The sequence below is a fragment of the Actinomadura opuntiae genome (assembly GCF_030283205.1).
Classification (GTDB): Bacteria; Actinomycetota; Actinomycetes; order Streptosporangiales; family Streptosporangiaceae; genus Spirillospora.
This window is the reverse complement of record NZ_JASNWF010000001.1, coordinates 629537-642874: the sequence shown is the minus strand read 5'-3', so window position 1 is coordinate 642874 and position 13338 is coordinate 629537. Positions and strand designations below refer to the sequence as shown.

The 13338-nt window shown below is 68.5% G+C and carries 9 protein-coding genes, 3 pseudogenes and 1 other annotated feature; of the genes and pseudogenes, 4 read left to right on the top strand and 8 right to left on the bottom strand.

The features are described 5' to 3' along the window. Positions 1–62: 62 nt before the first annotated feature. The 3 genes from mhpA to QP089_RS03265 are packed head-to-tail and all read right to left on the bottom strand — an operon-like array spanning position 63 to position 4423. Entirely contained in the window at positions 63–1667 is a 1605-nt protein-coding gene (mhpA, locus tag QP089_RS03275; RefSeq protein WP_285909670.1) for a bifunctional 3-(3-hydroxy-phenyl)propionate/3-hydroxycinnamic acid hydroxylase MhpA, read from the bottom strand. A gap of 40 nt (positions 1668–1707) precedes the next feature. Continuing rightward, complete coding sequence (locus QP089_RS03270; RefSeq protein ID WP_285909669.1) at positions 1708–2613, bottom strand: amidohydrolase family protein; 906 nt, start codon at positions 2611–2613, stop codon at positions 1708–1710. 34 nt (positions 2614–2647) lie between these two features. Further along, positions 2648–4423 carry a bifunctional 3-(3-hydroxy-phenyl)propionate/3-hydroxycinnamic acid hydroxylase gene (locus QP089_RS03265; RefSeq protein ID WP_285909667.1) on the bottom strand — a complete coding sequence of 592 codons (1776 nt, stop codon included), beginning with the start codon at positions 4421–4423 and terminating at the stop codon, positions 2648–2650. Here QP089_RS03265 and QP089_RS03260 point away from each other — a divergent pair. Next, positions 4397–5356 carry an amidohydrolase family protein gene (locus QP089_RS03260; protein WP_285909666.1) on the top strand — a complete coding sequence of 320 codons (960 nt, stop codon included), beginning with the start codon at positions 4397–4399 and terminating at the stop codon, positions 5354–5356. The two genes, QP089_RS03265 and QP089_RS03260, sit on opposite strands and share 27 nt — an antisense overlap. A gap of 69 nt (positions 5357–5425) precedes the next feature. Further along, positions 5426–5854: a DoxX family protein gene (locus QP089_RS03255; RefSeq protein WP_285909665.1), complete on the top strand. Its 429-nt coding sequence runs from the start codon at positions 5426–5428 to the stop codon at positions 5852–5854. A 31-nt stretch (positions 5855–5885) separates the two neighbouring features. Here QP089_RS03255 and QP089_RS03250 read toward each other — a convergent pair whose 3' ends face one another. The 3 genes and pseudogenes from QP089_RS03250 to QP089_RS03240 all read right to left on the bottom strand — a co-directional run bounded on the left by QP089_RS03250 (position 5886) and on the right by QP089_RS03240 (position 8422). Next, positions 5886–6773 (bottom strand): SDR family NAD(P)-dependent oxidoreductase, encoded by an 888-nt coding sequence (locus QP089_RS03250; protein ID WP_285909664.1) that lies wholly within the window; start codon positions 6771–6773, stop codon positions 5886–5888. 37 nt (positions 6774–6810) lie between these two features. Further along, positions 6811–7011, bottom strand: coding sequence for a hypothetical protein (locus QP089_RS03245; protein ID WP_285909663.1), 201 nt, complete (start codon positions 7009–7011; stop codon positions 6811–6813). Between the two features lie 165 nt (positions 7012–7176). Next, a pseudogene (locus QP089_RS03240) lies at positions 7177–8422 on the bottom strand (IS3 family transposase). Further along, positions 8013–8141 (bottom strand) — a sequence feature (AL1L pseudoknot). (Overlaps the previous pseudogene by 129 nt.) A gap of 893 nt (positions 8423–9315) precedes the next feature. Here QP089_RS03240 and ltrA point away from each other — a divergent pair. Further along, positions 9316–10746 (top strand): group II intron reverse transcriptase/maturase, encoded by a 1431-nt coding sequence (ltrA, locus tag QP089_RS03235; protein WP_285909662.1) that lies wholly within the window; start codon positions 9316–9318, stop codon positions 10744–10746. 126 nt (positions 10747–10872) lie between these two features. Beyond that, a pseudogene (locus QP089_RS03230) lies at positions 10873–12060 on the top strand (IS110 family RNA-guided transposase); the annotation flags it as partial. Between the two features lie 79 nt (positions 12061–12139). Here QP089_RS03230 and QP089_RS49010 read toward each other — a convergent pair. Both QP089_RS49010 and QP089_RS03225 read right to left on the bottom strand, forming a co-directional pair. Beyond that, a pseudogene (locus QP089_RS49010) lies at positions 12140–12349 on the bottom strand (hypothetical protein); the annotation flags it as partial. A gap of 184 nt (positions 12350–12533) precedes the next feature. Continuing rightward, on the bottom strand, positions 12534–13337 hold the full coding sequence (locus tag QP089_RS03225; protein WP_285909661.1) for an alpha/beta fold hydrolase: 804 nt from the start codon (positions 13335–13337) through the stop codon (positions 12534–12536). Position 13338 lies beyond the last annotated feature (1 nt).

Genomic DNA, 13338 nt, shown 5'->3' with positions numbered 1-13338 from the left:
AGGGCCGCCCCGGACGCCGTGATTCATGCACGGACCACTCGACGTCGTCCGTGCGCCGGCTGTTAGGCGGCGTCCGTGTCCAGCAGGATGGGCAGTTGGCGTCGCAGGTCGTCGACGAGGTCGCCGAGGCGATCGGCCTTGGCCGCCCCGAAGACGTGGTGATCGGGACGAACAAGAACGACGTCCGCGTCCAGGGTGGCAAACCATCGCGTATAGGTGGCATCCAGGTCGACGGCAGCGGAGTCGGCGGGCATGGTCGCGCGGGTCACGTGCACCGACCTGGTGCCGAGGACCTCGAGAAGGCGTCGCTGCTCCCCGTTGAGCGCGCTCTCAGGTTCGGCCTTGCGGCTGAGCAAGGTCCACGCGTTGCCGAGCAGGTCGTCCATGCGCCCGACTCGACCGTCATAGAGCACCCGGCCTTGGACGCTGAGCTGCCCGGCCGGCGCCTCCACCGCGTCGGCGGCCGAGCGGTGGAGGAGGCCGCCGGTGAGTATCGGAAAAGTCGGCGGGGGCGGTGCCTGCCCGCTCAGGAATGCCTGGTCTCGCTGTGCTGCCGCCTCGGTGTCGGCGACGCAGACGATCCTGCCGAGGTCCATGGACGCGAGGATCAGCTCGCGGGCGTGGGGGCGGCGCTCAGAGTTGTAGGTCTCCAGGAGAGACGGGCCGGTGATGCGTTCGAGGACCGTGTCGAGTTTCCAGGCGAGATTGGCGGCGTCTCGGATCCCCGAGCACATGCCCTGCCCCATGAAGGGAGGCATCAGATGGGCCGCATCGCCGATGAGGAAGACGCGATCCCGCTGAAACGATTCCGCGAGCAGTGATCGGAACGTGTAGACGGTGTTGCGGACGATGTCGGCGTTACCGGGGTGCAGCCCCCACCGTGAGAGGAGGTCCCAGGTGACGTCGGGAGCGACCATCTGCTCCGCGGACTCGCCCGGCAGCAGCATGAACTCCCAGCGGGAATGTTCGCGACCCAGCCAGCGGAACAGCGTCACCGGGCGAGCCGGGTCGCAGATCTGCGCCGCCTCGGGCATGTCGATGTCCATGTCGGGATCGTGCGGTCGGACGTCGAGCACCATCCAGTCCTCGGAGAACCCGAAATCGACCCAGTCGATGTTCGATGCTCGCCGGACGAAGGAGCCGGCACCGTCCGCTCCGACGACATGTCCGCCCCTCACGGTGCGGGTACGGCCGGTGGGCCGCCAGCCGTCGGACGCCCTGCGGCCCTCACGAAGAGTGATCTCCACGTGATCGGTGTGCTGGACGAGTTCCACGGCCTCCCAGCCCATGTGGACCGAGACGTTCTCATGGCGCTGAACGGCGCGCGACAACTCGTCTTCCACATGAGGCTGGTAGAACATGTAGTCCGACTTCCAGCCGGAAGGTGTCGGCACGTTCCAGTCCAGACGCATCAGCAGCCGGCCGTCACCGTTGATCCAGTCGTAGTCGGGAAGGGCGATCGCACGCTTCTCCACTTCGTCGGCGATACCGATCGACTGGAAGACCCGCATGACCTCGTGGTCGAAGTGGCCGGCCCGTGGCAGGGGATAGCGGTCGGGCCACCGTTCGAACACTCCGATCCGGTGCCCTGCCTGTCCGAGCAGCGCGGCGAAAGTCTGCCCGACCGGGCCGCAGCCGATCTGCACGATGTCGAAGTCGTCGGTCACGATTCCCTCTCTCACTCGATGGAACAGGTTCAGGTCCCGCTCAGAGCCGCAGGAGGCGCTCGGCGTTCTGGTGGGCGATTTTGGCTCGGTCGGGTTCGCTGATGGGTGCGGTGCGCAGGAATTCGGTGGCGGTGGGCATGTCCTCGAAGGGGTAGTCGGTGCCGAAGAGGATGTGCTCGGGGCCGAGGGCGAGCAGGGCGCACAGCAGCGGCGGCGCGGAGCAGACCCCGCTGGTGGTGATGTAGAGGTTGTGGCGCAGGTAGTCGGAGGGGTTCTCGCGGGCCAGCTCGACGCCGTGGTGGTTGTGGAATCCCCAGCGTGAGTCGAGCCGCCACAGCACGTAGGGCAGCCCTTCGCCCATGTGCCCGAGCAGGAGTTTGGCCTCGGGGAAATCGTCGAACACGCCGCCGAAGATCAGCCGCAGAACGTGCGAGGCGGTGTCGGTGCCCCAGCTCCACATCGGCCCGATGAGCTCCGGATGCCCGGACATCACGTGCGCGACGTCGACACCGTTGGCGGGGTGGAGATACAGCGGGACGTCCAGGGCCACGGCGGACTCCCACACCACGCGCAGTGTGGGGTCGTCGAGGTAGCGGCCCTGGGTGTGCGCGTTCACCATGGCGCCGCAGAACCCGAGCTGGGTGACGGCGCGTTCCAGCTCTCTCGCCGCGGCCTTCGGGTTCTGCAGCGGCAGGGCGGCGAAGCCGGCGAAGCGGGTGGGGTTCTCCGCTATGACCGTGGCGAGCAGGTCGTTGACCGCCGCGGCTTTCGTGACGGCTGCCGCAGGATCGGTCTCCGCGTGGATCCCGGGAGACATGAGGGACAGGACCTGCACGTCCAGGCCGGCCAGGTCCATACCGTCCAGACGCTCACCGGTGAAATCGAGCAACCGGCGGAAGGCGTCCTCCCAGACCGCGGGCTTGGCGATCGCAGCCGAAGGCGCCACATGACTAGCCAACTCGTGCGTAAGGAAGTGCTCCTCAAGACCGATGGTCCGCATGCCGATCCTCCGAGCTTCCTGTTGTCGAGTCGGTTCGTTCGGTGGCCAGTCCGCCCACCACCGCCAGCAGCTCTCGTGCGAGCGCCGTCGTCGCATCGGCGTCTCCGGCGGTGCCGAAGACATAGAAGTCCGGCCGGACGGCGGCGGCCGAGCAGCCGAGGTCGGCGAACCAGCGCCGGTAGGTGCCGTGGACGTCGCGCACCACGGCCACGTCCGGGTGTTCGGCGGCTTGCTCGCCCGGGGCGACGACCTGCACGCCGGCCCGCCGCAGTGCGGCCAGGATCTCGGGCCGGTCGAGGCGCGCGAGCAGGGCCTGGTCGACGATCAGGTGGAAACCGGCACCGACCAGTTGGTCGAGCCGGTCGCGGCGGCTCCCGTCGTCCACTACGCCCTGCACGGACAGCAGGCCCCGGCCAGGGCCCGAGTCTCTGGCGAGCAGACCGTCGGCCAGTCCCGGGAAGCGGAAGGTCTCGGATTCCCGAGCCGCGGCGCGCCGGGCCAGCAGTTCCCGATCGCGGGCGGCCGCGCGCTCGGGGTCGCGGATGGTCTGCATGTGCCCGAGCTCGATGCCCTTCTCGGTCACCGCCCGCACGTGCGGCTCGCGTTCGCGCTGGTAGGTGTCGAGCAGGTCGTCCGGCGAGACGCCGCGCAGGATCAGGTCCAGCTTGAACGCCAGGTTCTGGGCATCGCGGATGCCCGAGCACATCCCCTGGCCGAGGAACGGCGGCATCTGGTGCGCGGCGTCCCCGGCCAGGACGATCCTGCCTCGCCGCCAGTCGTCGGAGATCAGTGAGCGGAAGGTGTAGGTGGCGACCCGGATGAGCTCGGCGTCGTCGGGGCCGAGGTGGCGGGCGACTCGCCGCCACACGCGGTCGGGCTCTCGCTCGACCTCGAAGTCGGCCTCGGAATCGAGCATGAAGCTGAAGCGGTGGTGCGCGAGTCCGATCGAGATGATCGACGTCGGGCCGTGCGGATCCCCCAGTTGCAGCGCCGGTGGGACGTCCACCGGGCGGCGGAAGCGGAAGTCGCACACCATCCACGGTTCGGAGAAGCCGTAGTCCTGCTGGCCTATGCCCAGACGTCGCCGGACGAAGCTGTTCCCACCGTCGCAGGCCACGACGTATCGAGCGGCGATCCGCTCCGTACCCTGCGGGCCCTCGATGGTGAGCAGGACGCCTTCGCCGTCCTGCTCCAGATCCACGACCGGGCTGGAATGCCGGACCTGCACCGTCGGCAGCGATCGGCAGACGTCGTCCAGGGCCTCCTCGAGATCGGGCTGGTACATCATGTACCACTCGGCCCACCCGCTGCGCCCGGTCTCGGTGAACTGCTGCTCGATGAGCAGGTCGCCGCCGCCGTTGCGCCATTCGTACGTGCGTTGCACGCGAAGGTTCGGCAGCAGGCGCTCGGCCACACCGAGCCGGGCGAGTGTGCGCATCGTCTCGTCGTCGAACGTCGCGGCTCGCGGCAGGTTGTACAGCCCGGCGTACCGCTCCAGAGCGACCACGCGACGCCCTGCCTGCCCGAGCAACGCCGTCACCGCCATGCCCACGGGTCCGTAGCCGACCACGGCGACGTCCACCATCGCCTCCCCCTGCGCGTCCGAGCCGCCGTTCGCGGTGTCCGGCTCCGTCATCCGGCCCTCCTCATCTCCCCGAAGGTTTGACACCGCCGGACCGTATGCTTCACCATCAATAAAGTCAATGCACAATGGTGAATTGGAGACGGGATGCGGACGATCGGTCTCGAGGAGCACTTCGTCACCGCCGACCTGGCGGCCTACGGCGCCGGATCGGCGTCCATCGCGCAGCCGGAGCGCTGGCGGGAGGCGTCCAAGCGCCTGCTCGACCTCACCGGAGACCGCCTCACGGCGATGGACGACGCCGGCCTGGACATGCAGGTCCTGTCGCTGAACTCGCCGGGCATCCAGGCCGAACCGGACCCGGCGACCGCCGTCGCCCGCGCCGCCGCCGTGAACGACCTGCTCGCCACGGTGATCGCGGAGAACCCCACCCGGTTCGCCGGCTTCGCCGCGCTCCCGCTGCAGGACCCGAAGGCCGCCGCGAAGGAACTCGAACGCGCGGTGACGCAGCTCGGCATGCACGGCGCCCTCGTCAACGCCCACACCCAGGGCCGCTACCTCGACGACCCCACTCTGCGCGTGGTGTGGGAGTCCGCCGTGGCCCTGGACGTCCCGCTGTACCTGCACCCGGCCAACGGTGTCGACGTCGCGCACGTGATGTCCGGGCATCCGGAGCTCATCGGGCCGATGTGGAGCTGGGGCACCGACACCGCCTCGCACGTTCTGCGGCTGATCTTCGGCGGCGTGTTCGACGATTTCCCCGAGGCCAAGCTCCTGCTCGGGCACATGGGCGAAGGGCTGCCCTACGTGCTGTGGCGGCTCGACTCACGCTGGGGATTCCACAACCACCACGGCGTCGAGCTGGCCCGCGAGAACCCCTCCGACTACCTGCGCCACAACCTCTACATCACCACCAGCGGGGTCTGCTCCGCGCCGCCGCTGCTGTGCGCCCTGCTCGCCCTCGGCCCCGAGCACATCCTCTTCGGCACCGACTACCCCTTCGAGGACATGCCCACCGCCACCGAATTCCTGCGCACCGCACCCATCAGCGAACCCGACCGAGCCAAAATCGCCCACCAGAACGCCGAGCGCCTCCTGCGGCTGTGATCGATGAGAGGCTGTTGCCCTCCCTTTCGGGACGCTGATCGATCGCACGACCAGAAAGGACTCAACGTCATGGTCACGGCACTCATGCGCACCAGCGCACGCATCCTGACCGGCTCGACCTATGCCGTCCTCGGAGCCGACGCCGTCCGCGAGCCCGGAGGCCGGGTGCAGCAGGCGGCGCCCCTGCTCGCGAGGATCCGCAAGGTCGCTCCGATGCCCGCCGATGACGAGCTCCTCGTCCGCGGCAACGCGGCGGTGCAGGCGGTCGCGGGCGGCATGCTCGCCGTCGGCGTGCTACCGCGGCTCTCGGCGATGGCGATCGCCGCCTCCCTCGTTCCCACGACCCTGGCGGGGCACGCCTTCTGGGAGATCGAGGACCCGACGGCCCGCAAGCTCCAGCGCATCCAGTTCCACAAGAACGCGGCGCTGATCGGCGGCCTGCTGTACGCCGTGCTGGCCGAGACCCGGCGCGTGGACCGGTCGGCTCCGGATGCCTGACAACGCGGACGGCAACGCGGACGGTCGGAGATCAGGCCGGTAGGCCGACCATGGCCGCGCTCTCCCGCCACAAAAGATCGCGGACGGCGTCGTCGCGTGCCAGTTCGGACGGATCGGGAAAGGTGAGTTCCGCGTTGACCAGCGAGGCGTAGACACGGCCGGGCGGCAGCACGGCCGTCCCCAGGGCCAGCTCGGCCAAGATCTCGCCGGCGCGCTCCGGCGTTCCGACATGGAACTGGGGATGGGATCTGCCGAGCAACGCGCCGACGAGCGGCAGGACCGCCGGAGCAAGAGCGCGCCTCACCCGTGTCTGGCCGCGGAGCAGCCCCGTGCCCCCGGTGAGGCCGGGGTTGAACGCGATCACGCTGATGCCGCGGTCCTTCACCTCGTCGAGCGCGCTCAGGGACCGGGCCGTCAGCAGGTTGCAGAGCTTGGAGGCGGCATAGGCGCGCAACCCGCTGCCCCGCCTCGGCGGATGCGCGAGCGCTCCCACATCCAGCCTCTTGGGCCCGAACGGGATGACAGAGGGGTCGTGAGTGTCGCTCGTGGTGAGGACGATCCGTCCCGTGTCAGCCATGGCGGACAGGAGCAACCGCGCGAGCAGGTAGTGGGCGAGGTGATTGACGGCGAAGGTCGTCTCGAATCCGTCGGCGCTGCGCCGGTCATCGCGCGAGAACTGGGCTCCGGCGTTGAGGACCAGCACGTCGATCCCGGCACCGTCCACCTGCGACCGCACAGCGCAGGCGAAACCGCGCACGCTCTCAAGCGAGGCAAGGTCGAGCGGCAGCACCTGGCAGCCCGCCGGCGGAGCGCCTCCGCCGCGCGCACCGGCAATCACCTGGGTGCCCGGTCGTGCGAGCCGCTGCACGGCGTGCGCGCCGAGCCCGGCGGTCGCACCTGTCATGACGATGAAGCTCAAGATGGTCCTCCTGCCGTACTACAACTGGACGCACTCCTCACCAGGGTTCCAGGCCGTTGATGAGCAGGGTGCAGATATCGTTCAGTGCGGCAGCAGCCTCGGGCCGCCGCCATTTGGCGGCATGGGCGGGATGATGGGAGACCGCCGTGGCGTCGACAACGGCCCGCGCCGTGGAGTCCGGGACGGCGCTGCTGAAATCGCTGCTGCCGAGGCCGTCGATGATGACCAGCCGAGCCATCACCGCGTGACCGCTTCCGCAGTACGGCCTTGGTGGAGAAGTACCGGTAGATGCTGGTGTGACCCACCCCAGGGCCCGGGCGGTGGCGGTCGGGACTCAGGTCGGTCGCAGGTAATGGAATTCGGTTCTTCTGCCAGGTGAAGCGCCCCGGTTTCGGTGGAGGCTCTAGGTTGTGGCTGTGACCTGCAGTTCTGTGTGGTTCTGGCGGTAGTAGGCGGCCTCGTATTCGTCGGGTGGGACGTGGCCGATCTCACCGTGGAGCCGGGTGGTGTTGTACCAGTCCACGTACTGGGCGGTGGCCAGTTCGACGCCGGTCAGGTTCTTCCATGGTCCGCGCGGTTTGATCAGCTCGGTCTTGTAGAGCCCGATCGCCGACTCCATCAACGCGTTGTCGAGTGCGTCGCCGACGGTGCCGATGGAGGCGTCGATCCCGGCGTCGACCAGGTGCGTGGTGAACCGGAAAGACGTGTATTGGGCGACCCGGCATCGGAGTGATGCACCAGGCCGGGCCCGACCGGTCGTCCGGCTCGGTCGCGTCGCCACAGCGCCATGTCGAGGGCGTCCAGCACCAGGCGTGTGCGCTTGCTGGTCGCCGCTGCCCAGCCGACGATGGCGCGGGAGAAGATGTCGACCACGAACGCGACGTAGACGACGCCGGCCCAGGTGCTCACGTGGGTGAAGTCGGCCACCCAGCGGCGGTTGGGGCTGGGGGCGGTGAAGTCGCGGCGCAGCAGATCGGTGGCCCGCTGGTGCCCGTCGTCGCGGACGGTGGTGCGGACCTTGCGGCCGCGGCGGGCACCGTGCAGGCCCAGCTCACGCATCAACCGCTCGACCGTGCAACGCGCCACGACGTGGCCCTGGCGCTGAAGCTGCCGCCAGACCTTGCGAGCGCCATAGACCCGGTAGTTGGCCTCGAAGATGCGGGTGATCTCGGTCTTGAGCCACTCGTCACGCACGGCCCGGGTCGAGGCTGGACGTGACTTGGCGGCGTAGTAGGTGGACGGTGCGATCTTGGTGCCGTGCTCGGACAGCACCCGGCAGATCGGCTCGACTCCGAACACCTTGCGGAAAGCGTCGATAAACGCGATCAGTACTTGTGTGGCCGGTCGAGCCCGGCCGCGAAGAAACCCGCCGCCGCCTTCAGGATCTCGTTCGCCCGGCGCAGCTCGGCGTTCTCCCTCTTGAGCCGCTTGAGCTCCACAGACTCCTCGGTCGTGGTTCCCTGCCGGACACCGGTGTCGACCTCGGCCCGGCGCACCCAGCTGCGCACCGTCTCAGCGTGCTTGACGCCCAGCTTGGTCGCGACCGCCTTCATCGCCGACCACTCGCTGGGATAGTCCGGACGGACCTCGGCGACCATACGGACCACCCGCCTGCGCAGCTCAGGCGGATAGGGGGACTGAGCTGCCATGACTCGATCCTAATGAGCGCCACCGGGTCGTAATCGGAGAGACTCGGTGCTCGGTAGCCGCTGGTGGGTGAGCACTCCTCGATCCTGGACTTCGAGTCCTGATGAGAGATCGCGCCCCTGCCGGTTGGCCGGGAGAGTTGATCGCTGCTGGGATGTCGTGCCCGTCCGTTCGTGACGCGAGCACTGCTTCATTAGGTCGCAGATGGTTCTCCCGCGGGCTGTTCACCGGTGCTGGGTGGAGACGGGAGAAACGGTTGCGACTGTTCGTTGGCGATGACTGGGCTGAGACGCACGTGCGCCACGATGCGCGCGAAGTTGAGTGGAGGTGAGAGACCTTCGCCTCCTGGCCGTCGCAGCGGCTGGGTGAAGCTGGGGGCAGCCTGAGCCGGGAGTCGCCGGGGAGGGTGGGAGCAGCCCCGACAACGCTGGGACGTGCTGGAACTGTCAGACGGCGCGGGTCCGGTTAGCGAGACGGGAAGGTGTACGCGAGAAACCAGTGCCTGACGCCCCTTAACGGCCCACCAGCTCAAACCTGACGGATATGGGCTGGGCGCGGTGCGTCCCCGCTGCTGTGGGAGGGCGGGGAACTCTCCGAGACCATGTGAACCACCTCGGGGAGGCCACGACGAAGGTCTGCGGCGTAGTCGTGGCGATGCCGCAGGGGTAGAGCTGGACGCCTCACCCGTCGATCGACTTCGTGACGAACGTGGGAACCGTCCGGTGTCGCCCTCGCCCCGCGCAGCCAGCGCGGTGGAAGGGCAGGCGCGACGTCTGCTGATGGCATCGGGCGGGGCGGAGGCTTCGTAGTAGTCCGAGGCCGGGAAAGCCGGCTGCATGGCGAAGGGAGCCAGCAAGTCTGTGGTGGAAGGACTGGAAGACCAGGAGGTTCGCTGGTGAATACGAGTGATCTGCCGTCTGGCCTGTTGCAGGCCGAGCGTCGGGTACTGGAGATCCAGACCAAGCTGCACCGTTGGGCGAACGACGATCCTCATCGTCGATTCGACGATCTGTTCAACCTCGTCACCGATCCCGGGTTTCTGCTGATGGCCTGGGAGCGGGTAGCGGGCAACAAGGGCGCACGCTCGGCCGGGGTCGACGGGATGACCGCCGTCTTCGTCCGTGAGCGGATCGGGACCGAGGAGTTCCTGGCCGGGTTGCGTGAGCAACTCCGGGAACGGAGCTTTCGGCCCGTGCCGGTCCGGGAGCGGTTGATTCCCAAGCCGGGGACGCGGAAGCGTCGTCGGCTCGGGATTCCGACGATTGCTGACCGGGTGGTGCAGGCGTCCTTGAAGTTGGTGCTGGAGCCGATCTTCGAGGCGGACTTTGCTCCGTGCTCGTATGGCTTTCGGCCTAACAGGCGGGCACATGACGCAATGGCCGAGACCCGTTTTCTGGCGTCCAAGACCTACGAATGGGTGCTGGAGGACGACATCACGGCCTGCTTCGATGAGATCTCCCACTCGGCCCTGATGGACCGGGTGCGCAGACGGATCGGGGACAAGCGGGTGCTCGCGCTGGTGAAGGCATTCCTGAAGGCGGGAATCCTCACTGAGGTCGGCACGTCCAAGGAGACCGTCACCGGCACCCCGCAAGGGGGGATCTTGTCTCCGTTGCTGGCCAACGTGGCTCTGTCGGTCCTGGATGAGCACTTCGCTCAGGCGCCGGGCGGGCCGCGTTCGACCACGAAACAGCGCTGGACCCGACGCCAGAAGGGGCTGCCCAACTACCGGTTGATCCGGTATGCGGACGACTTCGTCATCCTGGTTTCGGGGACTCGGGAACACACCGAGGCGCTGCTCCCCGAAGTGGCGGACGTCCTCTCCACCGTCGGCCTGCGGCTTTCGGAGGAGAAGACCTTGATCACCCACATCGACGAGGGCCTGGACTTCCTCGGCTGGCGCATCCAGCGCCACCGGAAGCGAGGGACCGACCGGCAGTACGTCTACAACTACCCGGCCAAGAAGGCACTCCGGTCCATCAAGGCCAAGACCAAGGCGATCTGCCGGATGAACGTGAGCCTGCCGCTGGCAGTCCTGCTGCACAAGCTCAACCAGGTGCTGCGGGGCTGGACCGCCTACTTCCGGCCCGGGGTCTCCGCCCGCGCCTTCCAATACCTGCGCATGATCGTCTGGCGTCAGGTATTCGGGTGGCTGAGGCGCAAATACCCCAACGCGGGCTGGAAGGAACTGCGTCGCCGCTTCTGCGACGGCCGCTGGTGGCCGCACGATGGGCAAGTCGTCCTGTTCAACCCCGGCTCGGTAGTCACCACGCGCTACCTCCCCCGAGGGACGAAGATCCCATCTCCTTGGCCCAGCACACGCTGAAGACGGCAACAGCTCAACGGGACTTGTGGAGAGCCGGATGCGGGGCCAACTCGCACGTCCGGTTCGGGAGGGCGGCACGGAGAAACGGAACGGGAGAGATCCCGTCACCGCGCTCCGTGCCGACCCCACCACGATGTCGAGGTGATGGACGCCTCGGGCCGGCGGCTGGCCAAGGCTCGGCTGCCGGAGGGCGCTGCGGGAATGACGCGCCTGCATGCCCTGATCGCCGAGCAGGCCGGAGACGCCGCCGAGGAGAATGCGGAGGTGGTTGTCGGGATCGAGACCGACCGGGGCCCGTGGGTGCTGGCGCTGGTCGCCGCCGGATACACGGTGCTCGCAGTCAACCCGCTGCAGGCGGCCCGCTATCGCGAACGGCTGGGCGTGTCCGGGGCCAAGAGCGACGCCGCTGACGCGCACATGCTGGCCGACATGGTGCGCACCGACTCACATCAGTTGCGGCCCGTCGCCGGGGATACCGCGCAGGCCGAGGCGGTCAAGGTCGTGGCGCGAATGCACAAGACGCTGATCTGGGAACGCACCCGCCACACTCAGCGGCTCCGGCACGCCTTGAGGGACTACTTCCCCGCAGCCCTCAAGGCGTTCGAGGATCTGGACGCCCCGGACGCGCTGGAACTTCTGGCCAAGGCGCCTGACCCGGTCTCCGCAGCGAAGCTGACCATCACCCAGATCAGCGCGGTGCTCAAGCGGGCGCGCCGCCACAAGGTGGCCGAGAAGGCCGCGCGGATACAGGCCGCGCTACGAACCAAGCACCTGGGCCAGCCAGCGGTTGTCACCGCCGCCTACGCGGCCTCGACCAGCGCCCTGGTCGCCGTCCTCAGGTCTTTGGACGAGCAGGTCACGACTCTGCGCAAGGAAGTCGAGGCTCATTTCGGGCAGCACCCGGCCGCTGAAATCATCACCTCCCAGCCAGGGCTGGGAGCAATCCTCGGCGCCCGGGTGCTCGCAGAGTTCGGCGACGATCCCGACCGTTACGCCTCCGCCAAAGCCCGCAAGAACTACGCCGGCACCAGCCCGATCACCCGGGCCTCGGGCAAGAAGAAGGTCGTCGCTGCACGGTTCGTGCACAACGACCGGCTCATCGACGCGCTCATGACCCAGGCGTCCACAGCGATCAACGTCTCACCCGGCGCCCGCGCCTACTACGACAAACAACGAGCCCGGGACGCCGACTACAACACCGCCCTGCGCCAACTCGCCAACCGCCTCGTCGGCATCCTGCACGGCTGTCTCAAGACCGGCACATCCTACGACGAAGCAACCGCCTGGCCACACCGGACAGAGCTCGCTACTTGACAGCCAAACACCCTGGGATGTCTCTCAGGGAAACGAGCCTCCACCCGACCCGGGGCGCTTCAATCAGCAGTCAGAGCGTTTAATGGAGGGCGCCTGCGGGTGAGGTGGTGATCGACTTCCAGCTCAGGGTGATGCGGTCACCGTAGTGCAGCGACAGCGCGTTCAGCGCTGCCTTCCGCTCGGAGGTTCTGCCGGTCATGTTCGGTCGGCCTTTCAATGGTTGGCAGATGACGAGGTAGAGCACTTTGAGGGCGGCCTGTTCGGTGGGGGAGTGCCCGCGGCGGGTAACCCCAGCACGGTCGCGTTCACCGTGCGCCAAGGGCCGAAAGTAACGGCGCGGAAGGCCCCGCATACCGCTTGACCGCCTGAGGCGTCCTCGCGCCCGTCGGCGCGGCCGCGGTGGAGGGTAGCCGGGCCGATCCCGCGCGAAAACCGTCTGGTAACGCCGCCGGCGTGTCCAGGGGCCGCGTTCGTCAGTTCCTGCCGAGCCTGTTCACCTCTTGGGCGAAGGCCAGCAGGGCTGCGGCGAAGTCGGCGGGGGCCCGGAGATGCGGCTGGCCGGGCAGGCCCGGCAGGACGACGAGGCGGGCGTCGCGCGCCAACTCGAGGGCGGCGGCGTCCTTGGCCGCGAGCCTGTCTGATTCGGCGTTCAGCAGGAGGACCGGCACGTCCGCCGCGGCGAGCACCTCGGACGGGTCGTACCGGAACGCGGCCTGGTAGCCCCATGCATAGCGGTCCGCGACCCGCATCAACTCGACCACGGCCAGGTGGAGCAGCTCGCCGGGGAGGTCGGGTCCACATGTGCGCAGGTAGCGTTCGACGGCCCAGGCGAACTGGGAGCCGCGGTCGTCCAACGGCGCCTCGGGCGTCCAGCCGGCGATGAGGCGTGCCCGCTCCTCGGCGTCGAACAGCGGGACGCCGCTCAGCATCAGGCCCGCCGGGGGGAGGTGGGCGGCGGCCGCGAGCGCGAGGGAGGCCCCGCTGTGCACGCCGCCGAGGACCGGTTTCTCCATTCCGATCCGGGCCGCCGCCTCCGCCAGCACGCGGCCGTAGTCGGGGAGCTCGAAGTCGGGACCGGGCGGCGGGTCGGACGCGCCGTAGCCGGGGGTGTCGAACGCGACGGCGCGGGCCTGCCGGCCCAGCTGGGGCAGTACCTGCTCGTAGACGCGGGAGGACAGTGGAGATTCGTGGAACAGGGCGATCCAGGGGCCGGAGGCGCCGCTGATCCGGTAGTGGACCTGGCCCCACTCGGTGTCGACGTAGCCGCCGTTGGTCATG